Source organism: Paenibacillus sp. P46E, from assembly GCF_001909095.1.
GTDB lineage: Bacteria > Bacillota > Bacilli > Paenibacillales > Paenibacillaceae > Paenibacillus_AQ > Paenibacillus_AQ helianthi.
Genome location: NZ_LVYZ01000034.1, coordinates 75,251 through 100,293, shown reverse-complemented (window position 1 = coordinate 100,293; position 25,043 = coordinate 75,251). Strand labels below are relative to the sequence as shown.

Sequence of the window (25,043 nt, the reverse complement as noted above, 5' to 3'; positions counted from 1 at the left end):
TTTCTTTTCATGGACGGCGGGGTTGGGTATAATAAGAATGTAACTTATATCACAGCGAAAGTGAGGAGGTTAATCAATGGATCGGATTTTCTTTTTCTTACATATGATCGGGACATTGGCGGTCGGTTTTTACCTGGTGCTTCCGTTCATTCTGAGCGGCACTGGAAAGCTGTCTGCTGGAGCCAAAGAAGGGACGCTTAGCGCCATTGGCGGATTGAACCGGTTTGCCCAGTATGGTCTGGTCATTCAGCTGCTGACCGGCGGATACATGATCTCTCAGGGGGATTACACCGTAGCCTGGATGGTGGTCGTGGTTGTACTCCTGCTGGCAATGTTTGCCTTGGGCGGCATCATGGGCAAGCCGCTGCGTCTAGCCGCAGCTGGTATGCGTGAGAACCGTGATGTGTCAGACCATACCGCGAAGCTTCGCACCATGAGCCTGCTGCTGATGGTTGTGCTGATCGTAATGGTGTTTTTCATGGTGTATAGACACATTATCTAGAAATATAAGGATTTATAGGTTTCACGCTATAAATCATCCTTCTATTTCTCGCTGAAACGGATTCCGTCCCTTAAAAGGACGGCCAAGCCGTTTCCACTTGGTATGGGTGATGATTCACCAAACCGTCAAGCCTGCCCCTGATTCGAGGGGGTGGGCCTTTTCTGCATTCCAGCCCGGATATCTTATAACAGTTCCTCTGACGAAAATACATTGCTTTTCTCAAATTCTTCTTGTATCCCGGGCGGGAGCAGAGTCTGAAGCTCGTGACGGGTACACCATTTGTAATCTGCATGCTCATCAGAGAGCACTACTGTATTCTCACCGGTCATGCACCAGTAGGTGATGAGGACGAGCTGCCTGCCCGGATTGGTCAGAAAGGACACGGCATACAATAGCTTTTCCACCGTGACCTTCAGTCCGGTTTCCTCCTTAATCTCCCGCTCCAGTGCAGCCTCCAGGCCTTCTCCAAATTCTATTTTTCCGCCGGGGCATTCCCAGCTGCCTGCTCCTATCGCATCTGCAGCAGCCCGCTGTACGAGCAGGATTCTGCCTTGATGCAGGATGACTCCTTTGACGGCAACGATGATACTCCGTGCATTTCTCGTCATATCACTTATTCGCCTCCTTATCCTTTTGGTAATCGCTCCGAAACCCATATCAATCATTACTTCACTAAATTATATCGGCCCTTTACGTCAAAAACGACTATATTTTTGTTTGGACAGCCGGGAAGTGTGGTAAGTAACATAACGTAAAACGATTGTATAATTGATGATGCAGAAGCCATCCTAATACGATGTGGTTACTTCAACAAAAGGTACACAGCGAAAGGAGAATGGATCATGCCAGAAAATAAACAGACTACCAAAACCTTGCCTCCCCAGGTGCAGGACCGTCAGCCCGGTATCGAGAGCGAGATGAATCCGCGCCCTGAATTTGAAACGTCCAGCTACAAGGCAGCAGGCAAACTGCTGGGTAAGGCGGCGCTCATTACGGGAGGCGACAGCGGCATTGGACGGGCGGTTGCCGTTCATTTTGCCAAAGAGGGTGCGGATGTGGTCATTTCATATCTGAATGAGCATTCTGATGCCGAAGAGACCAAACGTCAAGTAGAGCAGGAAGGACGGAAGTGTATTCTGATTGCCGGTGACATCGGCGTAGAAGCGTTCTGCCAGGATCTGATCAACCGGGCGGTGGAGGGATTGGGCAAGTTGGACATCCTGATTAACAATGCAGCCGAGCAGCATCCGCAGGACAAGATTGAGGATATTACCTCCGAGCAGCTGGAGCGGACGTTCCGTACGAATATTTTCTCCATGTTCTATTTGACTAAGGCAGCAATGCCGCATCTGAAAAAAGGCTCCACGATCATCAACACGACATCGATCACCGCCTACCGCGGCAGTCCGCAACTTCTGGACTATTCGTCCACCAAAGGCGCGATTCTCAGCTTCACCCGCTCGCTATCGATGAATCTGGCGGAAAAGGGCATCCGTGTGAATGCTGTCGCTCCGGGTCCGATCTGGACACCGCTGATTCCATCCACATTTGATGCCAAAAAGGTCAGTGAGTTCGGCGGCACACAGCCTATGCAGCGTCCGGGACAACCGGAAGAGCTGGCACCAGCCTATGTCTATCTGGCCTCGGATGATTCATCCTATGTTAGCGGTCAGGTCATGCATGTTAACGGCGGGGAAATTGTCAACGGCTAGAAGTTGCTGTGCGGCCAGTCGGTTTCGGAAATATAACGGTTCAATAGCAGGTCCATGTGGTCTGCTTTTTTCATGTCCCTTGCAAGCTGTGAAGCTTTCGGTAAAAGGGATAGCTTTTCCGCGGAAGAATATGTTAATATGAACCACGTCAGCAACTGAATACTGCAATTGTCCCTAGGGGTGCCGCAAGGCTGAGACGAACATGACGTTCGGACCCTTTGAACCTGATCTGGTTAAAACCAGCGTAGGAAAGCGGAGAATGAATGAACTGCAGCGGGGTTGTATTTCTTACACCCGTATTCCTGTACAAATTTATGACTGCCTCCTATCGCGGGGGCGGTTTTTTTTGTGTTGCCCGTTTGTCGTAAAAAAGTGGAGCAGGAGGTGAAGAAGTGGCGGAAATTCATTTGATCTCTGATGGGAAGCTGGAGCCGGGGCGGTTCATCAGCCTGGCGGCTGCTGTGCATCCGCTCGTGGACTATATTCATCTGCGGGAAAAGCACCGCTCTGCCCTGGAGCTGCTGGGGATGGCAGAGCAACTGCTGCGTGCTGGAATCCCCGCATCCAGACTGGTCATCAATGACCGTCTGGATGTTGCACTGGCCGCCGGTGCAGGTGCTGTCCAGCTAGCCTGGCACAGCCTGCCGACTGCTGCAGCCCGTGCAGCGGCCTCCGGCCTCCGGCTGGGCAGGTCGGTGCACTCCGCCGCAGAAGCAGCAGAAGCAGGCAGACAGGGAGCGGACTTCTGCCTGTTCGGGCATATTTTCCCTACTGGCTGCAAGCCCGGTCAACAGGGGCGCGGTTTGGCGCTCCTGGAGGAAGCGGTCCGTAGCACCCGTATTCCACTGATCGCTATCGGCGGGATGGAGCCGGGGAATGCAGGTCAAGTGATCCGTCGCGGAGCTGCAGGAATTGCGGTCATGTCCGGCATTTGCGGAGCAGATGATCCTGTAGCTGCTGCCCGTGCTTACCGGTTGGCGGTCCAGGAGGCTTAGGACCTGTGGTGTATGTGAATTCAGCAAATCCGTGAAAGTGATCACACGAAGGAGGTGAGAGCGCATGAATCTGATCATTAATGGCAAGCCCGGAGTGGTTGCGGAAGACTGCCGGACTGTTGCCGATCTGTTAAGCCGGCCCGAATGGAGCTTTCGGCTTGTGATCGTGGAACGAAATGGTGAGATTGTCGGCAAGGAGCATTACGGGTCGGAGGTATTATGTGAAGGCGACAGGCTGGAACTGGTGCATTTTGTGGGCGGGGGCTGAGGCCATGAGGCTATCATAAAATATTTGAATTTTTTTCACGCTATCGAATTTCATCCCAGGAGGCGAGTTCATGTTAGATCCATTGGTGATTGGCGGCATTCCGTTATCGAGCCGGCTGTTCATCGGCACCGGCAAATACAGCCGCAATACAATGATTCCCGAGGTGGTTTCAGCTTCAGGCTCACAGGTAATCACGGTTGCCTTGCGCCGTGTAGATCCAGAGAGCGAGGACAATATTATCAGCCATATTCCTTCCCATATGACTCTGCTTCCGAATACTTCGGGTGCGCGCACTGCTGAGGAAGCTGTGCGGATCGCCAGACTGGCCAGGGCCGCAGGCCTTGGCAATTGGGTCAAAATTGAGGTCATCAAGGATCAGAAATATCTGCTTCCAGACAACCTGGAGACTATCCGGGCTACGGAGATACTGGCCGCCGAAGGCTTCGTAGTGCTGCCCTATATGAGCCCGGACCTTTCAGCCGCGCTGCGGATGCAGGCAGCGGGAGCCGCCGCCATCATGCCGCTCGGCTCTCCCATCGGCTCGAACCGCGGACTGCGTACCACAGAACTGCTGCGCATTCTCATCTCTGAGGTGGATCTACCGGTGATCGTCGACGCCGGCATCGGCCGTCCGTCCGAAGCGGCAGAAGCGATGGAGCTTGGCGCATCCGCTGTGCTGCTCAATACGGCAATCGCTACCGCCCGTGATCCCTTGCTAATGGCAGAAGCCTTCCGCGAGGCGGTAGTTGCAGGCCGCAAGGCATATTTGGCTGGACTTGGTCCAGTGGAAGAGACGGCTGTTGCGTCTTCGCCATTGACCGGATTTCTGAAGTGACTCACAGGCTAACGGAAATGGGGGAGTAACATGAGCTTTTTTGAACCACTGACTCGTCTGGAGCAACTGCCTTACGGGAGCTTGTGGCGGGAGTACCGGGTGGAGGATGTGAAGCGGGCAATTCTCAAGGATCGTCTGGATGAAAAAGACCTGCAGGCTCTGCTGTCTCCGGCTGCGGAATCTTGTCTGGAGGAGATGGCTCAGCGTGCACAGCGGTTGACCCGCACACATTTTGGGCATGTGATGCAGCTGTTCACACCGATGTATCTGGCTGATTTCTGTGTGAATCACTGTACGTATTGCAGCTTCAGCTCGATTTATGATTTTCCGAGAAAAAAATTGACCCCGGAGGAGGTCAGACAAGAGGCCATAGCGATCTCCTCCACAGGCCTGCGCCATCTTCTGATTCTGACCGGGGAGTCGCGTTCGGAAAGTCCGGCCGCTTATATAAAGGAATGCGTAGAAATTCTGCATGAGTACTTCTCTTCTGTCAGTATAGAGGTGAATCCGCTTTCTACCGAGGAATATCGGGAGCTTAGGGAAGCGGGAGTAGACGGGTTGACTCTGTATCAGGAGGTCTACCATCAGGAAACCTACCGCAAGCTGCATGTGAAAGGTCCCAAAAGAGTCTACCGCAATCGCCTGGATGCCCCCGAACGGGGCTGTCAGGCCGGTTTCCGCTCGGTCAACATCGGTGCGCTTCTGGGCATGTATGATTGGCGCCAGGAAGCCTTCAAGACCGCGATGCATGCCCGCTATCTGCAGGACAAATATCCGGAATGTGAAATCGGTTTATCCGCCCCGCGCTTTCGTCCGTATCTGGGCGAGTTCAACCCGGAGAGCGATGTCACCGACCGTGCGCTGGTGCAGATTATTTTGGCTTATCGCCTGTTTCTGCCACACTCCGGCATTACCCTGTCCACCCGGGAGCCCGCCTCCCTGCGGGATCATCTGATCCTTCTTGGGATCACCAAAATGTCGGCAGGTGTCTCCACCGAAGTAGGGGGACACACCCAGGATGGCGGGACTCCGCAATTCGAAATCTCGGATGAACGGAATGTGCAGGAGATCACGGTGATGCTTCAGGCGGCCGGCCTGCAGCCCGTCTTCAAGGATTGGGACCTGCTGAAGCTGCAGGCATGATAAGGGGTGCCGTGGTTACCGTGCTGAGGTGCTGAGGAGCTAATTGTCAGAAAAACATGCAGTGAATCTGTGAATCTGTTGCTATTCCTGCTTGAAGCAGCCTGGTCTGTATTCACTGATTAGAATTTGATTGAGGCTCCTACGGGTCCGATCATAGGAGCCCACTGTTTATAACAGGTTGTCCGCGCCATCCATCGGCTGTCCGTCATCCACAGATCCTCCGTCTGGACCGGCGGACAGCTCATCCAGGGACATCTCGAAGCCGGGAGCCATATGAATCAGGAAGTATTCCATTTCCGGCATTTCAAGCCCGCGCAGTTTGGCTGCGGTCTGCACCTTGGCCGCTGCAAATTCACGGTTGCCTGCAGCAACCTCCCATACGCATTTCAGGTAAGCGTCCAGATGATCTGCAGCTTTGACATAACGCAGCAAAAGGGCATCCTCAGAGCCGGAAGGACTGTCCTGAGGTTGCAGGAGCGGTGTGTAGACGGAGGTAAGCTCCGGCGGAATCATCCCCTTCAGCCGTTCGGCGGCGGCCCGCTCCATGTCGCGGAAGCTGGACAGCAGACGCGGATTGTTGTGCTTGACCGGCGTAGCGATATCGCCGGTGAAGACCTCAGTGGCGTCGTGAAACAGCGCCATTGCGGCCGCACGGTCGGCATTCAGCGAGCGGGCGAAGTGGATGTTGCCGATGGAGCAGAGCATATGCGACAGCAGGGCAACCTGGAACGAGTGCTGTGCAACGTTCTCCGGTGCTGTGCTTCGCATGAGGCTCCAGCGCTGGATATACTGAAGCCGGTACAAATAGGCTGAAAAATGGTAATTCAATTTTTACGTAACCCCTTTCATGCGTGGTTTAATATGTTATGATAAAACTAATTGTAACAGAGTTTGGACAACCGCGAACGCATGGAGAGGAGCTGGACTGAAGATGCAGCATTTTGAAAACAGCGTGTATGATCTGATCGTGGAAACCTCAACAAACCTGCCGGGCGATGTGCGCCGGGCAGTAGCCAAGGGACGTGCTCTGGAGGACCGGGCTACCCGCTCCGGCCTCGCGCTCACTACCATTGCGCAGAATATTGGCATGGCTGAGCTGCAGGTATCTCCGATCTGTCAGGATACAGGGATGCCGACTTTTATCATTCATACACCTGTAGGTGTGAATCAGATCGAGATGAAGAAGGATATCCATAATGCCATTATCCGTGCGACGAAGAATGGTAAGCTGCGCCCCAATTCTGTAGATTCGCTGACGGGTGAGAACAGCGGGGATAATCTGGGTGCAGGGACTCCGGTGATTCACTTTGAGCAGTGGGAAGAAGAAGCAGTGGAAGTACGGCTGATTCTGAAGGGCGGAGGCTGCGAGAACAAGAATATTCAATACAGCCTGCCTACGGAGCTGGAGGGCCTTGGCAAAGCAGGCCGCGATCTCGACGGCATCCGCAAATGCATCCTTCACTCGGTGTATCAGGCACAGGGCCAGGGCTGTAGTGCCGGTTTCATCGGGGTCGGTATCGGCGGGGACCGTACCACCGGGTATGAGCTTGCCAAGAAACAGCTGTTCCGCAAGGTGGAGGATGTGAATCCCGTTGAGGATCTGGCCAAGCTTGAAGACTATATTATGGAGAATGCTAACAAATTGGGTATCGGTACGATGGGCTTTGGCGGTGAAGTCACACTGTTGGGCTGTAAGATTGGTGTAATGAACCGGCTGCCGGCCAGTTTTTTCGTCTCCGTTGCCTATAACTGTTGGGCATTCCGCCGCCAGGGCATCCTCGTTGATCCGGCAGCCGGAACGATTCAGGAATGGCTGTATGAGAGCGGAACAGGAATCTCCGTAGAGACGGAAGATAGCTCCGCATCTGCTGCCGTGCTTGAGGCTGTTGGCGCTGCTGCAGACGGTAAAGGCTCTGGTGTTGTACCAGAGGATGCGACTATTCCTGCAGCTCCTGCGGTGCTCTCGGCTGCTGAAGCAGCAGCGAATCCGGCCGGGGAGCCGGCGGTGCCAGCAGCTGGAGAATCCCGCGAGGTCCGGCTGACCACTCCGATCAGTGAGGAAGATATCCGCAGTCTTCGGGTGGGAGATGTAGTTATTCTGTCAGGAGAGATGCATACCGGGCGCGATGCGCTCCACAAGTATCTGATGGATCATGATGCACCGGTGGATCTGAACGGGGCGGTGATCTATCACTGCGGTCCGGTCATGCTGAAGGACGATGAAGGCTGGCATGTAAAAGCGGCAGGTCCGACTACCAGCATTCGTGAAGAACCGTATCAAGGTGATATTATGCGGAAATTCGGCATCCGTGCCGTGATCGGTAAAGGCGGAATGGGACCCAAGACACTACAGGCGCTGCAGGAGCATGGCGGTGTCTATCTCAATGCCATTGGAGGCGCGGCGCAGTATTATGCGGAGTGCATTAAGAAGGTGAACAGCGTTGACTTCATGGAGTTCGGAATTCCCGAAGCTATGTGGCATTTACAAGTGGACGGGTTCGCGGCTATTGTAACCATGGACGCGCACGGCAACAGTCTGCATGCAGATGTGGAAAAGGATTCTGCGGCCAAGCTGGCGCAATTCCGGGAACCGGTTTTTAAATAAGCTGTGAAACGAAGCTGGATTATAGATTTTCCGCAAGCCTTCTTCCATTGCTAGTGGGGGAGGGCTTTTTGCGTTCGCCTGGAGCGGGCTAGACGATTTAGGAAAATGAAAAGGTAGAAGTGCAGTTGAATTCTCCCGCCAGAGTCATTTTGTTTTTTCGGGAGCAGGGGCGAGTCACCTTGGTACAAAAGCCAGGGGATCATTGTCAGAAGGGCGCCAATTATTATACTTGACAACGCATACATAGCCATGGTAATTTTTATGAGGGAAACCGGTTTCCTTGTCCGCAGCATCGTCTTGCAAGTGATGGAATGGTATTCACAGGCAGTCTGGTTCGATATGCGCTCTTATGAGAGGGAGATGAGGAATGAAACGCAAGCTATGGCTTATTCCGGCATTAATCACGTCAATTGTTCTGTCCATTACGGCTAACTTGTTTGTGCTGCCAACCGCACGGGTTGAAGCAGCGAGCATTGGTACAGTTACTGAGAATGACACAATCTACCAGATTATGGTTGACCGCTTCAATGATGGGGATACCTCCAATAATGCTACTGGTGCCGCTATCCGTTACGGAGAAACTTCCGAGGATGATTTTCGCTACATGAAAGGCGGAGACTGGCAGGGTATTATCGACAAACTGCCCTATATTCATAACATGGGATATACCGCGATTTGGATTTCTCCGGTGGCAGAACCGCAGATGACTAACCGCGATAACAACGGTACAGGAAAAAACACAGCCTACCACGGATACAACGTTAAGGATCCCAATAAGGCCAATCCTTACTTTGGAACCAAAGAGAAGCTTAAGGAACTGGTAGATTCCGCCCATGCGCTTGGCATTAAGGTGATTATCGACGTAGTGCCGAATCATATTGGGGACTATATGCTGGGCAGTCAGGCGTATTATGATATAGCAGGTCTGCAGCCTGCGGCGCCTTTTAATAATCCGGCCTGGTATCACCATAATGGTGATATTAACTGGTCGCTGGCAGACGGAAGATACGATCAATGGGCTCAGGATTATTTAGAGAATCACGATCTTGGCGGGCTGGATGATATCGACTTTGATGTTCCTGCCGCCAAACAGGCTGTATTCAATTCTATTAAAGGCTGGTTTGACTATACGGGTGCGGATGGAGCACGCGTGGATGCTGCTAAGCTGGTCAAACCGACAGACATTGGTGAACTGCAGAATCTTTTAGGCGTAAATACCTTTGGTGAGAACTTTGACGGCAACGCCGAATTTGTCTCCCGCTGGGTAGGCAACAACAAGGAATGGGGCATGCTTGATTTCCCTATGTTCTTCTCGGTACTGAACAGTTTTGCTTACGGGCAGTCCTTTGATTCCAACATCAAAAGCACGCTCGCTCAGGATTCTTATTACAACGGAAATGCGAACCATATGGTTACGTTTATCGACAATCATGACCGCAACCGTTTTTTGACCGAAGCGGGCGGCAACGTGGATAAAATGCAGAATGCTTTGTCCTTCATCTTCACTGTCCGTGGAACACCCGTGGTCTTCCAGGGTACAGAGCAGAATAAAGGCAACGGCAACGGTCAGATTATGACAGGCGGGATCGCTGATACCTGGAACCGCTGGTCCATGGTCAAACGGGATGCGGGCGGCAATGTCGTCGAGAACTATTTTAATGAGAATACCAGCACTTATAAGCATATTGCCAAACTGAATGACATCCGCAAAAATAATCCTGCACTCCGTACAGGCACCCAGCGTGAAATGTGGTCCGCCCAGAACCTGTATGCCTTCTCTCGGCGTGTAGACAGTGGAACTAATGTGGGCCAGGAAGTCATCTCTGTATTCAGCAATGCTTCCAGCGGTTCGCAGACCGTTACCATCCCGCTGCGCGCAGAAAGCACACTAACTGCAGGCACAGTACTCATTAATCAACTGAATACTTCTGACACTGTAACCGTGCAATCAGGAGGCGCAACTGGCAAACAAATTACAGTAACTGTGGGAGCGAATTCGGCTAAAATCTATTCCAAAACCCAGCCGGTAATCGATACCGTGGCTCCTTCTGTTCCAAGCAATGTAACAGCTACAGTGCAAAATGCATCCAGTGTGCTCGTTAACTGGACTGCCTCCACAGATAATGTCGGGGTAACCGGTTATGAAATTTACCGCAATGGAGTTAAAGTCGGAACAACGGCAAACACTTCTTATACGGATAACGGACTGGCAGCGCAGACCAACTATAGCTATACGGTAAAAGCTTTGGATGCCGCAGGCAATCTGTCGGCACTCAGCGCAGCCGCTCTGGTCTTCACCCCGGCCGGAAATAATGTAACCATTTATTACAAGCAAGGCTACACGACGCCATATATTCATTACCGTCCTGTAGGCGGAACCTGGACGACAGCACCAGGTGTGGTTATGCCAGCAGCTGAAGTAGCCGGCTATAATAAAATCACGATCAATATCGGTTCTGCCACACAGCTGGAGGCAGCTTTCAATAATGGCAGCGGGACCTGGGACAGCAACGGTGGTAGCAACTATTTGTTCGGCACTGGCACCTGGACCTACACGCCAACCGGTAACATCAAGTCGGGCGGCCCAGTGACGCCGACAGCTACGCCAACTGCAACACCAACAGTTACCCCAACGCCGACGGCAACACCTACAGCTACCCCTACAGCTACCCCAACGGCAACACCAACAGCTACTCCAACGCCAACAGTTTCACCTACAGCAACCCCTGTTGGCAATTCAGTAACCATTTACTACAAGAATACCGCTTATACGAATTCTTATATTCATTATAGTCTGGATGGATCGGCAGTATGGACCACCTCTCCTGGAGTGCAGCTGCAGCCGTCATCCTACGCGGGTTATAAAACGGCTACGATTCAGCTGGGAAGTGCCGCTGGCTTGACAGCAGCCTTTAATAACGGCAGCGGGACCTGGGACAACAACGGCGGCAACAATTATCATTTTGGAGCAGGCACGTGGAGTGTAGTGAACGGCAGCATCGCAGCAGGTGTGCCGCAAGCGGACAGTGTGACCTTCAGGGTCACTGTTCCAAGTACGACTCCAGCAAGCGGGCCAGTGTATTTAACTGGCAGCTTCAACAGCTGGAATGCAGCAGACCCTGCGTACCAGCTGACCAAAGGCAGTGATGGCGTATATTCCATCACATTAAGCCTGCCGGCGGGAACGGCGGTACAATATAAGGTTACACGCGGCAGCTGGGCTTCAGTAGAGACCAGCACAAGCGGGGCGGATATTGCGAACCGGACGCTTACACCAGCGGGTGGGGCGCAGACCGTCAACCTTACCGTTCAACGCTGGAAGGACCTATAGTTCATGTAATGGGAGCACTGAGGAATCAATGCTCCCGTTTCTTTTATAATAAGAGAGGAGATGGAAAAGAATATGAAGCACTTAAGATCTAGGCGCAAAATTGGAGCCCTGATGCTGGGCCTTCTGCTGTTCGGCCAGACTATGGTCACAAATGTGTCAGCAGAAATTGCTGCTTCGAATGTGTACCATAACCATATGCCTAATTTCTGGGCTTATTATGATTTGAATTCTTATAATTCCGCCCCGATCGGCAGTCCGATTCGCTATACGTATGACGGTGAAGTGATCCAACTGAAGCAGAATCCCCCTGCCGGATATACTTATTACTTGCCCAATGGTTCGCCGATGCCTCACGATGACCTGGTATCCTATTACTCCCATCATGCTAAGACCGGCGCGTATCTAACTTGGCCCTGGAGTGTGGCGAATACACTGAACAGCAATTATCCACAAGCGCAGATGTATGTCACGATGTCTGGTGCTGTCGTAAACAACGTGAACAGCATTGTTCAACAAGGGAATGTAAGCGGATACAACAATCCGGCTTGGGGCACTCCCTGGAAGAATGCCTACGATCAGCTCAAAACAACCAACGGAAACAAAACACTCGATATGATTCATTTCTCCGGACATCACTCGATGGGACCGCTTGCCGGCAATGAATATTTGCTGAAGGACATGATCTATCATGGGGCCACGCTGGCACAGCCTTATTTTTTGGGAAGCAGCTACAAATCCTCCAAGGGATTCTTCCCCACGGAGCTGGGCTTTTCTGAACGGATTATTCCGGTGCTGCAGAAGCTGGGCATCCAGTGGTCCGTGATTGGCAATAACCATTTCTCGCGCACACTAAAAGATTATCCGCTGCTGAACAGTCCCGGTACAGACACGATGGTATCGCCGCCCAACCGGGCAGACCTGCAGAACGTCAGTACCGCAGGAGCCTGGGTGAGTCAGAACATGTTCAATGAACAGCAGGTGGTATACAACAAATATCCTTTTGCCTCAACTGCGCATTGGGTTCGCTACGTCGATCCTGCAAGCGGAGCGGAGTCCAGAGTAGTGGGCGTTCCTGTAGCGCAGGCAGAGTCCTGGGAGGAAGGATATTTGGGCCAGGTCAAAGCTGACGCGCTTAAGCCATATGAGAACCTGGTTGCCCAAAAGCAGATTTTTGTCGTAGCTCATGATGGGGATAATTCTTCGGGCCGGGCAGGCTCTGAAGAAACCTGGCGGAATGCCGGGAATGTTACCTATGCTGATAGCGGCGTTAAGGGTATGGGTATCGATGAATATCTGCGCAGCAATACACCAGCAGCCTCTGATGTGGTTCACGTGCAGGATGGATCTTGGATCGACACCCGTGACTCCTCTTCCGATCCGACCTGGTATCACTGGCATCTTCCATTCGGTATTTGGAAGGGCCAGTTCGCCACCTTTAACCAGGTTAACGGAACATCGCTCGCCCCGAAGAAGAATCTTTCTGGTGTTGAGGAGGGGATGACGGTATCCTTCGAGAAGGGATATCATTATCTTGAACGCAATTTCGCCTTGCTCCAGGCTTCCTTGAATTATGCCAAAACGGCAGAGCAAATCTGGTTAGACGACCATCCGAATTACTGGAAGCCGACTACGGCGCTGGATCGTGAGATTACGTATGACGGGAATCAACTGAATCCCTGGATGCTCTCTTTTCCTGTAAAAGGGAACAGTTCCAGTGATTATTCCGGCGGTGCAAATCCGGCCGAATTGGCTTGGTATTTCCTGCTTCCGGCGATGGATTCCGGCTTCGGATATTATGACGAGAATGTTGATGACAGCGTGAAGCCGGCCTTGTCCTTTAACCAATCGTTGTACTTTTCCAAGCCTTATGTATCGCAAAAGCTGGCCAAAGACAAAACAGGCCCTTCTGTCTGGTGGCCGCAGCGTTACCCGTACAATCCCGGCAGCGCTAATGTCAGTAAGGCTGAGGGCTGGACCCTGCAGCACTTTAACAACGTTTTCTCTATCTATACCTATGCTTTTGATACGAGCGGTATCAGTGACATCAAAGTCAAAATCCGTGCCCACCGTGACAAGACTGCGGATGCTTCAGACAATACGTTTAAAGTCTATGATCCGGCTGCCCTGGCGGCCTCCGGTGTGTCTGGTATTGATCCCGCCAAGGTTGGACAATGGGTAGAGTACCCGATGAATGTCCGTGATTTGAGTCCTGATATCAATGGAGTCGATTGGCAGCCAAGCAGTAAAGCCATCATGCAGAAGGTTCCTGCAACGGATATCGGAAATCTCTATTACAGTTACATCTCTGATTACCGTGACCAGTTAGTGGATTATTATATTGAAGCCAAAGATGCCAAAGGTAATGTAACCCGCAGCGATATCCAGCAGGTATTTGTCGGAGCAGGCAAGTACACGCTGGCTAACGGCAAATATACGGAAAGCATGCAGGGGACTGTTGAAGGTACGCATCCATTTATTACGGATCAGCCAGCAATTCCAGATACAGAAGCGCCAAGCACACCGGCTAACCTTCAAGTCTCCATGATCAATGCTTCTTCTGCTGCACTCACATGGAACGCATCTACCGATAACATCCGTGTAGCTGGTTATGAGATTTACCGCAATGGGATCAAGATCGGATCTACTGCAGGTAACTCGTATACAGACAACGGGTTAGCATCTGAAACCAGTTACAGCTATACGGTAAAAGCTTTGGATGCCGCAGGCAATCTGTCGGCACTAAGCGCAGCCGCACTGGTCTTCACCCCGCCCGGAAATAATGTAACCATTTATTACAAGCAGGGCTACACGACACCTTATATTCATTACCGTCCTGTAGGCGGAACCTGGACGACAGCACCAGGCGTGGTTATGCCAGCAGCTGAAGTAGCCGGCTATAATAAAATCACGATCAATATCGGCTCCGCTACCCAGTTGGAGGCTTGCTTCAACAATGGAAGCGGAACTTGGGACAGTAATGGTGGCAGCAATTATTTGTTCGGCACTGGCACCTGGACCTACACGCCAACCGGAAACATTAAGATGGGTGGCCCTGTGACGCCGACAGCGACACCGACAGCGACACCGACAGTGACACCAACAGCTACACCGACAGCGACCCCGACAGCAACACCAACGGCCACACCGACAGTGACCCCGACGGCTACGCCGACAGTGACCCCGACGGCTACGCCGACAGCGACAGCGACGGCCACGCCTGTGGCCACTGCGGCAACAATCTATTACAAAAATACGGCTTACAGTAACGCGTATATTCATTACAAATTAGATAATTCCTCAGTCTGGACAACAGCGCCGGGAATTCAAATGCAAGCCTCCGCATTTGCGGGTTACAAGGCCCTCACGATTCCACTAGGTACAGCCTCAGGCTTGACAGCAGCCTTTAATAACGGCAGCGGGACTTGGGACAACAACGGCGGCAACAATTATCATTTTGGAGCAGGCACGTGGAGTGTAGTGAACGGCAGCATCGCAGCAGGTGTGCCGCAAGCGGACAGCGTGACCTTCAGGGTCACTGTTCCAAGTACGACTCCAGCAAGCGGGCCAGTGTATTTAACTGGCAGCTTCAACAGCTGGAATGCAGCAGACCCTGCGTACCAGCTGACCAAAGGCAGTGATGGCGTATATTCCATCACACTAAGCCTGCCGGCGGGAACGGCAGTACAATATAAGGTTACACGCGGCAGCTGGACTTCAGTAGAGACCAGCACAAGCGGGGCGGATATTGCGAACCGCACGCTTACACCTGCGGGTGGGGCGCAGACCGTCAACCTTACCGTGCAGCGCTGGAAGGACCTATAGCAGGATCAAAGCTGCTGACAACAGCACATATGAACCATGCAGGCATGCAAACAAGGAGCGGCTCAGTCCAGAGCCGCTCCTTGTTTGCATCCTTGTATAGGAAATTATACTGTGTAAAAAAACTGTGGATCACTCCGATTGAAAAGTGAGAGGGATAAACGTGAAGAAACTGACCGGAGGAAACGAAATGAACTAAACGGGCCAGCGGGCAGAATAGAAGGTAGAAATACCTCTGATCTCGCCATAAACGGGCCAGCGGGCAGAATAGAAGGTAGAAATACTTCTGATCTCGCCGTAAACGGGACAGCCGGCAGAATAGAAGGTAGAAATACCCTTGATTAGGTAGCAATGCCGTTACCTGCGGCAATGAGATGCTGGATTCACCCGTTAGGGTGAGTTTGTTCAACAGAAGGATTGTAGAAGCGATGAAGGTGCAAAGCCTATATTTATTGCCTGACGGTAGATTCGCGAACAATAAACAGCCAATAAATGCTGGCTTGCAATAGCCCTGCCCGAGCATACGGCTTGTCATCATAACTTGATTTCTGCAGTGTCGTGGCATTCCGCTACCCGATTTTACACAGCGTTGATAATCGGTGCGGGAACTGGTATTTTACTGAAAATGAAGGTAGGATGTTCTCAAGGACACAATCATAAGGATGAGGATACAATTCATGAGACCGTTTCGCATTCGTCTTACACTGATACTTATGGCCCTGATTGGCATATCCATGATCGGCGCAGGTATTACCATGGCCAAGCTCTTTAAAGATTCACATATTTCCGCGCTGGAAGAAAACATGTCCCGGGAAATAAATCTGCTGTCCGGTACTCTTCAATTTAGAGATACAGCCAGTCCGGACGCAGTCAGCTATTATACTAAGCAGGCAGAGAATATCGCCAAGTTAACCAGTTCCCGGATTACTTTTATTCTGAAAGACGGCAAAGTCATTGGCGATTCAGAGAAAAATCCGATGGAGATGGACAACCATTCCACTCGTGAAGAGGAAGTACTGGCAGCCAAAGAAGGGATTGGGCGCGCGATCCGATACAGTGATACCCTTAACCGGGAGATGCTGTACGTAGCCGGGGCTGTTGTATCTGATCAGGGCTTCGATGGTTATATCCGTCTCTCCATGGGGCTCGATGCAGTCACAGAGGGATTGAACCGGGCCTGGATGATCATGGCAGGCGGGCTGGTGCTGCTGTTCATTGCAGCTACTTTTGTTAGTTACAAAGTTGCCTCCAGCATGACCTCTCCGCTTGAGCAGATTACCAGAGTCGCCCGGAGGATTACCGATCTGGATTATGATGCAAGGGTTCCAATGAACCGCAGAGACGAGATCGGTCAGCTTGCAAATGCAATCAATGCGATGGCAGACAGTCTTCAGGACCAGCTCAAGACGATCCGGAATAACGAGGATCTGCTGCAGAGCGTGCTGGACAATATGACCGGCGGTATTGTAATGATTAATGCAGAAGGTGAAATTGCTCTCTTGAACCGGGCATCCGAGCGGCTGCTGGATGTGAAGAACAGTGAGATGGCAGGGCGTTCGTACAAGGAGCTGAAGCATCACTATGAGCTTACACGCCTGATCGAGGAGGGTGTTTCCCGCAATGAGCCGATCCATGAAGAGCGGAGCATCTATAATCCCGCGGAGCGGATCGTGCGGCTGGACGGCGTGCCGATGATTCAAGACGGTTCATGCCGGGGGATGTTGTTCCTTCTTCAGGAGGTAACGGAAATCCGCCGGCTGGAGAAAATGCGCAGCGAGTTCGTAGCCAATGTATCCCATGAGCTGAAGACCCCGGTCGCTGCAGTAAAAGGTTTTGCCGAGACACTGCTTGGCGGTGGAGTCACTGATGAGAAAACCGCGCGCTCTTTTCTGCAAATTATCTATGATGAGAATGAGAGGCTGAACCGCCTGATCGGCGACATTCTGGAACTCTCCAAAATAGAATCCAAACGCGTCCAGCTGGAATGCTCACCGGTCCATTTGATTGAATTCTTCGATTCCGTGCTCGAAACGCTCAGCAAGGTAGCCGAGAAGAAGAATATCAGCTTGCGTGCGGATGTGCCTGCTGAGCTGTTCATGGAGGGGGATGAAGATAAGCTACGCCAGATCTTCATGAACCTGTTATCCAATGCGATTAATTACACTCATGAAGGCGGAAGCGTAAATATAATTGTGGTTAACACCCAAATGAATGACGGGATAGAGACGGTTACCTTTACCGTAAGAGATACCGGCATGGGAATTCCGCGGAAGGACCTGCCGCGGATTTTCGAACGGTTCTACCGGGTCGACAAAGCCAGATCCAGAAGCTCCGGCGGAACCGGGCTTGGATTGTCCATTGTCAAGCATCTGGTTGAGCTGCATCACGGATCGATTTCTGTAGAAAGCGACCTTGGAATCGGCAGCTCCTTTATTTTGGAACTTCCGCTGCTGCAGGAAGGTTCTCACTAAGCGGACAGTGCCAATATTAGGGGCAGTTTTGTTCACTGCCCGGATTGCCAGCAAGGATTCAAAGAGCTAGTATTAATTCTAGAGGCTTAAAAATTATGAATCCTTTGCTATTTTACACCGGGTTAACATTCCGGTGATATGATGGGCTTGCCTGCAGTTTTGTAAATTTGAAAACATATGAAGACGGGGGAAACTATGGCACAACGATTGCTTGTCATTGAAGACGAACCGACACTGTCCCGGCTGCTGTCGTATAATTTGACGCAGGAAGGCTATGAGGTCACCGTTGAGGATCATGGAACGGCAGGATATGACCGTGCGACTAGAGAACCTTTTGACTTAATCGTACTGGATCTGATGCTGCCTGGAATGAATGGGATTGATATTCTGGATAAACTGCGCGGTCAAGGCATCCGAACGCCTGTAATTGTGCTGACTGCCAAAAATGCCGAAGAGGACGTGGTTCGGGGGCTGAAATCAGGGGCCGATGATTATATAACCAAGCCTTTTGGCGTATCTGAACTGCTTGCCCGTGTCAGTGCTGTACTGCGGCGGATTTCCGGGCTGGCCGAAGAAGTTCAACCGGATACATCAGTACCTGCATCTACCATAATCCTGGGACAGCTGGAGATTTACCCTGAGCGGTATGAGGTGTTGCTGGGGGGGCAGAGCATCAACCTCCGGCCCAAAGAATTCGAGGTTCTGCTGTATCTGGCCCGCAAACCAGGGGTGGTGCTTACACGTGATGATCTGATGAATGCCGTCTGGGGTTTTGATTACATCGGAGGACAACGCACCGTAGACGTACATGTCAGTTCCCTGCGCAAGAAGCTTGAGCTGGACCCGGAATCCGTGCATATCGATTCGATCCGCGGGGTGGGCTACAAACTTGTGGTGAACAAAAAAAGAAGCCCGGTCATGTAAAATAACAGTGTTCTTTTTAAGTGAATGCATAAATATCTAGCATTTTGACAAAAGCTATGAATTGGATTCGTCGGTTGACCGTGGCAAGTCCTCACAATGTGAGGGCTTTTTGTTTCTTGTTATCTTGTCATCCAAACCTTACATATGATTTAACATTCTGTTAACAATTCTCTTCAACTCTATTTACACTGAAAGCTTATCATGGGGTACGAAGATGATGAGAAGGAGACACAAAAACTAATGAAATCCATCATTGACATAGAGAAGCTAGATCTCTACTATGAGTCATTTCACGCGCTGAAAAGCGTGGACCTTCAAGTGCCTGAGAAACAGGTGACCGCTTTTATCGGACCCTCCGGTTGCGGGAAGTCCACCCTTTTGCGTACTCTTAACCGTATGAACGATATGATCCCGGGTACACGTATTGAAGGTAAGGTTAACATTAGCGGTAAAAATATTTACAGCGACGAGGTGGAAGTGGAAAGCCTGCGCAAGCAGGTAGGCATGGTGTTCCAGCAGCCGAATCCATTCCCCAAATCGATCTATGACAATGTGGCTTACGGTCCCCGTCTGCACGGAGTCCGCGGCAAAGCAGAGCTGGATGTTCTGGTGGAACAGAGCCTGCGCCAATCCGCCCTGTGGGAGGAAGTTAAGGATTTCCTTAAGAAATCGGCGCTCAGTCTCTCCGGCGGGCAGCAGCAGCGTCTTTGCATTGCCAGAGCGCTTGCGGTACAGCCGGATATTCTTCTGATGGATGAGGCGACCTCCGCTCTGGACCCGGTATCCACACTTAAGATCGAGGAATTGGTGCAGGAGCTGCGGGACAAGTATACGATTGTCATGGTCACACATAATATGCATCAAGCCGCACGGGTATCGGGCCGCACAGTGTTTTTCCTGAACGGTGTAATCGTGGAGGCTGCGGATACCGAGATGCTGTTCTCGAATCCGAAGGACTCCCGCACTGAAGACTATATATCAGGACGCTTCGGCTGATCCAAGTGATTGGCATGTTCCCAGAGTGACAGGCTGACCATACGTTTTTGAGGAGGATCGCTTTTATAATGATTCGCAGAAAAGAATTCGATAAAGATTTGGAAGAGCTGCGCAGCCTGCTGCAGCAGATGGGCGAGCATGTAACAGACGCGCTGGAAGGCGCGGTACTTGCTCTGCAGAACCTGGACACTGAGCGAGCTCAGGAGATCGTGAAGGCGGATTTGCGTCTCAATGCCATGGAAGACAGAATCATGGAAATCGGTTCGCGGCTCATTATCACCCAGCAGCCAGTAGCGAAGGACCTTCGCCGTATTATTGTAGCATTCAAAATATCAAGCGATCTGGAGCGTATGGGTGATCTGGCACTGGATGTAGCCAAGGTCACTATGCGGATCCAAGGTCAACAGCTGATTAAGCCACTTGTGGATATTCCGCGTATGGCAGAGATTGTAACGGGAATGATCACGGAAGCGATTCAGTCCTATCTGGACGAAAATACGGATTTGGCTTATAAAATGGCCCAGGATGATGACCACGTGGATCAACTGTACAGCGGGATGATTAATGAGCTGTATGCCTATATGGTCGAAAAACCGGAGTTCTTGAATCAGGCTATGCTGCTGACGCTGGTTGGCCGGTATATTGAGCGGATAGCGGATCATGCCACCAATATTGGCGAGAGTGTAGTCTACCTGGTGACCGGCAAACGTCCCGATTTGAATCAATAGCAGAATGACCTGTTTTCATTAGACACGTTTATAGAAGGGGCGATATCGCCTTTGAAACTCAGACAGCAAGCTTTCTTCAGTGAAGGCTTGCTTTTTTTGTATGACTGGAGTATTTCCGCGTTGAATGACCTCTTGCCGTTTCTGCTTGAGCAGGGCATATGGTAAAATGTAAAGAAGTATGCAAGATAAAGGCGAGGTGCAGAAATGGACAAGTTGATTCTAATAGATGGCAATAACATTATTTACCGCGCATTTTTCGCAATGCCGCCGCTGACGAATACCGCAGGGCAGCAGACCAACGCAGTGTACGGATTTACAACCATGCTGCTGCGCTTAATTGAAGAGCATAAGCCCACCCATATGATTGTAGCCTTTGATGCAGGGAAGATCACATTCCGGCATGAAGGCTATGAAGACTACAAAGGAGGCCGTCAAAAGACACCACCTGAGCTCTCCGAACAGTTCCCAATGCTAAAAGAGCTGCTGCGCAATCTCGGTGTGCCGCAATTTGAAATTAACGGCTACGAAGCTGACGATATTATCGGAAGTATATCCCGGGAAGCCGATGAGGCTGGACGCCAGGTTATGATTGTGTCCGGGGATAAGGACATGCTTCAGCTGGCTTCGGATCATACGACAGTGGCTTTGGTGCGTAAAGGGGTTACTGAGGTCGAAATGTACGGGCCGCAGCAAATCCGCGACAAATACGATCTCACACCACAGCAGATCATCGATCTCAAGGGTCTGATGGGAGATGCCAGTGATAATATTCCCGGCGTGCCAGGGGTCGGCGAGAAGACAGCACTGAAACTGCTGCAGCAGTTCGGTTCGGTAGAAGGCGTGCTGGCCGGAACGGATGAACTGAAGGGTAAAATGAAGGAGAAGCTGGAGGAACACGCAGACAGCGCTGTAATGAGTAAGAAACTGGCGACGATCTACCGTGAGGTTCCACTGGAGCATGCCTGGGAGGATATGGTCTTTACCGGAATCAAAAAAGATACTGCCGGCCCGGCGCTGGCCAAGCTGGAATTCAAGTCCCTGCTGGAGCGTCTGTCTCTGAGCGCCTATGCTCCTGCAGGTGGAGTCTCTGAAGATGGAACAGAAGCGGCTCCGGCTGCGGAGCTGGATATCACCATCGTAGGGGAAACGGAGCTGCCGGAGCTGCTGGCTGCATTGCCTGGCATTTCTGCACTGCATGTGGAGACAAACGGTGAGAATCCGCACCGTTCGGAAGTGATCGGCATCGGTTTGTCCTCGCCAGAGCAGCACTTTTTCGTGCCCTTTTCACTGCTGAAGAGCCCTGCTGCGGCGAAGCTGCGGGATTGGCTCGGAGATGAGAAAGCACCCAAAAGCGGATATGATCTGCACCGGGCGGATCTGGCACTGCACTGGCAGGGGATTGCTTTTGCCGGAGCCGCTAATGATGTTCAGCTGGCTGCCTATCTGCTGGACCCTACGGAAGCCAGCCAGAATCTGAATGACCTTACAGCCAAATATGGCCTGCCCCGATTGTCTCCGGATGAAGAGGTATTCGGCAAAGGTGCTAAATATAAAATACCGGAGCTTGAAATCCTGGGCAATCATGTTGCCCGTAAGAGCGCCACCGTACTCGGTATCGTACAGAAACAGCAGCAGGAGTTAACGGACACGGATATGACCGGCCTGTTTGTCGATCTGGAAATGCCGCTGTCACGCATTTTGGCTGACATGGAGAAGCAGGGGATTGCTGTCAACAAACAGGATCTGATCGATCTAGGCAAGGAGTTTGAGGCCCAGATTTCCAGGCTGGTATCGGATATTTATTCGATTTGCGGTACTGAGTTCAACCTCAATTCACCGAAGCAGCTGGGCGAAATACTGTTCGTGAAGCTGGGCCTGCCTGTTGTCAAAAAGACGAAGACAGGTTATTCCACGGATGCCGAGGTGCTGGAGAAGCTGGCTCCCTACCATGATGCTGTAAGGCTGATTCTCCAATACCGTACCATCGCGAAGCTTCAGTCCACCTACGTAGAAGGTCTGCTGAAGGAAATCTCTGCGGAGACCGGGAAGGTGCATACCTTCTACCGCCAGACTATTGCAGCAACCGGACGCCTTAGCAGCCAGTTTCCAAATTTGCAGAATATTCCGATCCGTCTGGAGGAAGGCCGCAAAATCCGCAAGGTCTTTGTGCCCTCCGAGCCGGGTTGGTCCATACTGGCGGCAGACTACTCGCAGATCGAATTGCGCGTGCTGGCGCATATTTCCGGCGATGAGCGGATGAAGGAAGCTTTTCTGGAGGATATGGACATTCATACCAAAACAGCGATGGATGTGTTCGGTGTTGCCGCCGACCAAGTGGACAGCAACATGCGCCGTTCCGCCAAAGCGGTCAATTTCGGGATTGTATACGGCATCAGCGATTACGGCCTGTCTCAGAACCTCAATATTCCGCGGAAAGAGGCTGCACATTTCATTGAGCAGTATTTCGAAGTGTTCAAAGGTGTACGCCGTTATATGGACGATATTGTAGTAGAAGCCCGCAAGCAGGGTTATGTGACCACGCTGCTGGAACGCCGCCGCTATCTGCCGGAGATTAATGCGAAGAACTTCAATCTGCGCTCTTTTGCCGAACGTACAGCGATGAATACCCCAATTCAGGGGACAGCGGCAGATATCATCAAGCTGGCTATGGTTCACATGGACAAGGCGCTGCACCAGCGCGGGCTAAAAAGCCGCATGCTGCTGCAGGTACACGATGAACTGGTGTTCGAGGTACCCGAAGATGAGCTGGAGTTGATGAAACAATTGCTGCCGGAAGTAATGGCAGGAGCGTTGAAGCTATCGGTGCCACTTAAGGCAGAGGTAAGTTATGGAAGCAACTGGTATGAGGCGAAATAGCCCCCCCGCAAGGATCGTATATCCGGTATAATGAAGGGGAGGTGAGTCATTATGCCGGAATTACCGGAAGTAGAAACTGTCAAAAGAACACTTAATGCCTTAATTACGGGCAAGCAGATACAGAACGTCACCGTCCGGCTGCCGCGGATCATTCAACGTCCAGACGATATTCAGGCTTTTGCGGGCATGCTGGCTGGCCATACTGTAGTACAAGTGGAGCGCAGAGGAAAGTTTTTACGCTTTGTACTGGATGGCCTTGTTATGGTATCCCATCTGCGGATGGAGGGCCGCTACGGTCTTTATCAGGGAGATGAGCCGCTGGACAAACATACCCATGTTATTTTTCATTTTACGGATGGTACGGAGCTGCGGTACACGGATGTGCGCCAGTTCGGCACCATGCATCTGTTTCAGCCGGGTGAGGATTTACTGCTGCTGCCGCTGAAGAAGCTGGGAGAAGAGCCGCTTGCGCCATCTTTTACACCGGAACGGTTCAAGGAAATCGTCTCAGGCAAAAGCACCAAAATTAAGCCGCTGCTACTCAATCAGGAATATGTGGTCGGCATCGGAAATATTTATGTAGATGAAGCGCTGCACCGTGCCCGTATTCACCCGGAAACGGGCGCCAAGTCGCTTACCGGAAGTCAGCTGGATCAGCTGCATCATGCTATTGTCGCAACGTTGACTGAGGCTGTGAATGCAGGAGGATCTTCGGTGAAATCGTATGTCAACGGCCAGGGAGAGAGCGGAAGCTACCAGCATCAGCTGCTTATCTATGGACGCAAGGATCAGCCTTGTGCGAGCTGCGGCACACTGATCGAGAAAAGTGTGGTGGGCGGCAGAGGCACGCATTATTGTCCAAACTGCCAGCCGCAAAAAGGGATCATAAAGTAAGCGTTACATCGTAAGATTTGGCACTGCTGTACTTCCGGTTTTACGCTAATATTGTCCATACAGCAATAAAAGTCAGGCACTCAATACCTGTCCCGCCCATATACTGTGTGAAGAATGCTGATTAGAGCGAACGGAGCCTTGCCCGGAGCCATCCGGGCGGGCTGCCGGTTCTTCACGGGAGGGATTGCGGGTGTTCAGCCCATTTTTTTCACTGCTGCTGCTGGCGTTTGCCCTGAGTTTGGATGGTTTTGGTGTTGGTGTTACATATGGGCTGCGTAAAATGAAAATACCGCTGCTCTCGATCCTGATTATCTCGCTGTGTTCGGGGATCGTCATTGGTGTCTCAATGCAGGTCGGTGTGCTGCTGGCCAAGGTGGTTTCTCCTCATGCCGCATCCAGTATTGGAGCGGTTATTCTCGTCTTGATGGGCTGCTGGTCTTTGTTCCAGATGCTGATGCAGAAGGAAAAAGAGCATAGTTCAGATGCTGATAGCGAGAAGGCTGACGGGGCTGCTGGACGGGAGACTGCTGCTGCTCTTGCCGAGAGCCCTGGTTATGAGGGTTCCTTGGAAGCAGTGGACACAGAACCGCCTAAATCGGCGGTTTTCTCGCTGGAGCTGCGGCATCTTGGAGTCGTGATCCAGATTCTTCGCACACCTTCTTCCGCCGATATGGATGCTTCCGGCAGCATATCCTCTATGGAAGCGATGGTGCTTGGAATTGCACTGTCGCTGGATGCATTCGGTGCGGGCCTTGGAGCAGCATTACTGGGATTCAGTCCGGTCTCTACATCACTGATGATTGCCCTCTTTAGCGGAACTTTTCTGCTGCTCGGGATGAAGACGGGGCTGAAGCTGTCAGGCAGCTACTGGATGAGGCATGCTGCCTTACTGCCTGCGTTATTATTAATTGCAATGGGAATAATGAAGCTATTATGAGGTGAG

The 25,043-nt window shown here is 51.6% G+C and carries 18 protein-coding genes and 1 riboswitch; of the genes, 16 read left to right on the top strand and 2 right to left on the bottom strand.

Going from position 1 to position 25,043, the window contains the following annotated elements; all coding sequences use genetic code 11:
- Nucleotides 1–76: 76 nt before the first annotated feature.
- A complete protein-coding gene (locus A3849_RS11330) occupies nt 77–502 on the top strand; it encodes a hypothetical protein (RefSeq protein WP_074111508.1) in 426 nt (141 codons plus the stop codon).
- Nucleotides 503–684: 182 nt separating this feature from the next.
- Here the strand turns inward: A3849_RS11330 and A3849_RS11325 are convergent, their stop codons facing one another.
- Nucleotides 685–1,110: an NUDIX hydrolase gene (locus tag A3849_RS11325; protein WP_074111507.1), complete on the bottom strand. Its 426-nt coding sequence runs from the start codon at nt 1,108–1,110 to the stop codon at nt 685–687.
- Between the two features lie 234 nt (nt 1,111–1,344).
- Here A3849_RS11325 and A3849_RS11320 point away from each other — a divergent pair, with 234 nt between their 5' ends.
- The 5 genes from A3849_RS11320 (at nt 1,345) to thiH (ending at nt 5,455) form a co-directional block, all read left to right on the top strand.
- Entirely contained in the window at nt 1,345–2,214 is an 870-nt protein-coding gene (locus A3849_RS11320) for an SDR family oxidoreductase (protein ID WP_074084029.1), read from the top strand.
- Nucleotides 2,215–2,380: 166 nt separating this feature from the next.
- Nucleotides 2,381–2,482: riboswitch (TPP riboswitch) on the top strand.
- 124 nt (nt 2,483–2,606) lie between these two features.
- On the top strand, nt 2,607–3,209 hold the full coding sequence (locus tag A3849_RS11315; RefSeq protein ID WP_074111506.1) for a thiamine phosphate synthase: 603 nt from the start codon (nt 2,607–2,609) through the stop codon (nt 3,207–3,209).
- A gap of 64 nt (nt 3,210–3,273) precedes the next feature.
- Nucleotides 3,274–3,477 (top strand): sulfur carrier protein ThiS, encoded by a 204-nt coding sequence (thiS, locus tag A3849_RS11310; RefSeq protein ID WP_074111505.1) that lies wholly within the window; start codon nt 3,274–3,276, stop codon nt 3,475–3,477.
- A gap of 70 nt (nt 3,478–3,547) precedes the next feature.
- The gene (locus A3849_RS11305; protein ID WP_074111504.1) at nt 3,548–4,312 is read left to right on the top strand and encodes a thiazole synthase; all 765 of its coding nucleotides are present in this window, start codon (nt 3,548–3,550) and stop codon (nt 4,310–4,312) included.
- 30 nt (nt 4,313–4,342) lie between these two features.
- Nucleotides 4,343–5,455: a 2-iminoacetate synthase ThiH gene (thiH, locus tag A3849_RS11300; RefSeq protein WP_074111503.1), complete on the top strand. Its 1,113-nt coding sequence runs from the start codon at nt 4,343–4,345 to the stop codon at nt 5,453–5,455.
- A gap of 168 nt (nt 5,456–5,623) precedes the next feature.
- Here thiH and yfbR read toward each other — a convergent pair whose 3' ends face one another.
- Nucleotides 5,624–6,283: a 5'-deoxynucleotidase gene (yfbR, locus tag A3849_RS11295; RefSeq protein WP_074111502.1), complete on the bottom strand. Its 660-nt coding sequence runs from the start codon at nt 6,281–6,283 to the stop codon at nt 5,624–5,626.
- Between the two features lie 103 nt (nt 6,284–6,386).
- Between yfbR and A3849_RS11290 the strand changes: the two genes are divergently transcribed.
- The 10 genes from A3849_RS11290 (at nt 6,387) to A3849_RS11245 (ending at nt 25,037) form a co-directional block, all read left to right on the top strand.
- Nucleotides 6,387–8,060, top strand: coding sequence for a fumarate hydratase (locus tag A3849_RS11290; RefSeq protein ID WP_074111501.1), 1,674 nt, complete (start codon nt 6,387–6,389; stop codon nt 8,058–8,060).
- A 367-nt stretch (nt 8,061–8,427) separates the two neighbouring features.
- The gene (locus A3849_RS11285) at nt 8,428–11,391 is read left to right on the top strand and encodes an alpha-amylase family glycosyl hydrolase (RefSeq protein WP_074111500.1); all 2,964 of its coding nucleotides are present in this window, start codon (nt 8,428–8,430) and stop codon (nt 11,389–11,391) included.
- A 72-nt stretch (nt 11,392–11,463) separates the two neighbouring features.
- Entirely contained in the window at nt 11,464–15,213 is a 3,750-nt protein-coding gene (locus A3849_RS11280; protein ID WP_074111499.1) for a carbohydrate binding domain-containing protein, read from the top strand.
- Between the two features lie 674 nt (nt 15,214–15,887).
- On the top strand, nt 15,888–17,681 hold the full coding sequence (gene pnpS / locus A3849_RS11275) for a two-component system histidine kinase PnpS (RefSeq protein WP_074111498.1): 1,794 nt from the start codon (nt 15,888–15,890) through the stop codon (nt 17,679–17,681).
- Between the two features lie 195 nt (nt 17,682–17,876).
- A complete protein-coding gene (locus A3849_RS11270; protein ID WP_074084039.1) occupies nt 17,877–18,605 on the top strand; it encodes a response regulator transcription factor in 729 nt (242 codons plus the stop codon).
- A 240-nt stretch (nt 18,606–18,845) separates the two neighbouring features.
- Nucleotides 18,846–19,601 carry a phosphate ABC transporter ATP-binding protein PstB gene (gene pstB, locus A3849_RS11265; RefSeq protein ID WP_074084040.1) on the top strand — a complete coding sequence of 252 codons (756 nt, stop codon included), beginning with the start codon at nt 18,846–18,848 and terminating at the stop codon, nt 19,599–19,601.
- A gap of 68 nt (nt 19,602–19,669) precedes the next feature.
- Entirely contained in the window at nt 19,670–20,329 is a 660-nt protein-coding gene (gene phoU, locus A3849_RS11260; protein WP_074111497.1) for a phosphate signaling complex protein PhoU, read from the top strand.
- A gap of 204 nt (nt 20,330–20,533) precedes the next feature.
- Nucleotides 20,534–23,206 carry a DNA polymerase I gene (gene polA / locus A3849_RS11255; protein ID WP_074111496.1) on the top strand — a complete coding sequence of 891 codons (2,673 nt, stop codon included), beginning with the start codon at nt 20,534–20,536 and terminating at the stop codon, nt 23,204–23,206.
- Nucleotides 23,207–23,257: 51 nt separating this feature from the next.
- Nucleotides 23,258–24,100 (top strand): DNA-formamidopyrimidine glycosylase, encoded by an 843-nt coding sequence (gene mutM, locus A3849_RS11250; protein WP_074111495.1) that lies wholly within the window; start codon nt 23,258–23,260, stop codon nt 24,098–24,100.
- A gap of 190 nt (nt 24,101–24,290) precedes the next feature.
- Nucleotides 24,291–25,037 (top strand): manganese efflux pump, encoded by a 747-nt coding sequence (locus A3849_RS11245; RefSeq protein WP_074111494.1) that lies wholly within the window; start codon nt 24,291–24,293, stop codon nt 25,035–25,037.
- Nucleotides 25,038–25,043 lie beyond the last annotated feature (6 nt).

Excerpts from the sequence above, each read along its gene's own strand:
- A3849_RS11305 (WP_074111504.1), top strand. The coding sequence starts at position 3,548 with ATGTTAGATCCATTGGTGATTGGCGGCATTCCGTTATCGAGCCGGCTG.
- pstB (WP_074084040.1), top strand. The coding sequence starts at position 18,846 with ATGAAATCCATCATTGACATAGAGAAGCTAGATCTCTACTATGAGTCA.
- A3849_RS11330 (WP_074111508.1), top strand. The coding sequence starts at position 77 with ATGGATCGGATTTTCTTTTTCTTACATATGATCGGGACATTGGCGGTC.
- phoU (WP_074111497.1), top strand. The coding sequence starts at position 19,670 with ATGATTCGCAGAAAAGAATTCGATAAAGATTTGGAAGAGCTGCGCAGC.
- A3849_RS11270 (WP_074084039.1), top strand. The coding sequence starts at position 17,877 with ATGGCACAACGATTGCTTGTCATTGAAGACGAACCGACACTGTCCCGG.
- A3849_RS11325 (WP_074111507.1), bottom strand. The coding sequence starts at position 1,110 with ATGACGAGAAATGCACGGAGTATCATCGTTGCCGTCAAAGGAGTCATC.
- A3849_RS11280 (WP_074111499.1), top strand. The coding sequence starts at position 11,464 with ATGAAGCACTTAAGATCTAGGCGCAAAATTGGAGCCCTGATGCTGGGC.
- thiS (WP_074111505.1), top strand. The coding sequence starts at position 3,274 with ATGAATCTGATCATTAATGGCAAGCCCGGAGTGGTTGCGGAAGACTGC.
- A3849_RS11290 (WP_074111501.1), top strand. The coding sequence starts at position 6,387 with ATGCAGCATTTTGAAAACAGCGTGTATGATCTGATCGTGGAAACCTCA.
- A3849_RS11285 (WP_074111500.1), top strand. The coding sequence starts at position 8,428 with ATGAAACGCAAGCTATGGCTTATTCCGGCATTAATCACGTCAATTGTT.
- pnpS (WP_074111498.1), top strand. The coding sequence starts at position 15,888 with ATGAGACCGTTTCGCATTCGTCTTACACTGATACTTATGGCCCTGATT.
- A3849_RS11320 (WP_074084029.1), top strand. The coding sequence starts at position 1,345 with ATGCCAGAAAATAAACAGACTACCAAAACCTTGCCTCCCCAGGTGCAG.
- polA (WP_074111496.1), top strand. The coding sequence starts at position 20,534 with ATGGACAAGTTGATTCTAATAGATGGCAATAACATTATTTACCGCGCA.
- mutM (WP_074111495.1), top strand. The coding sequence starts at position 23,258 with ATGCCGGAATTACCGGAAGTAGAAACTGTCAAAAGAACACTTAATGCC.
- thiH (WP_074111503.1), top strand. The coding sequence starts at position 4,343 with ATGAGCTTTTTTGAACCACTGACTCGTCTGGAGCAACTGCCTTACGGG.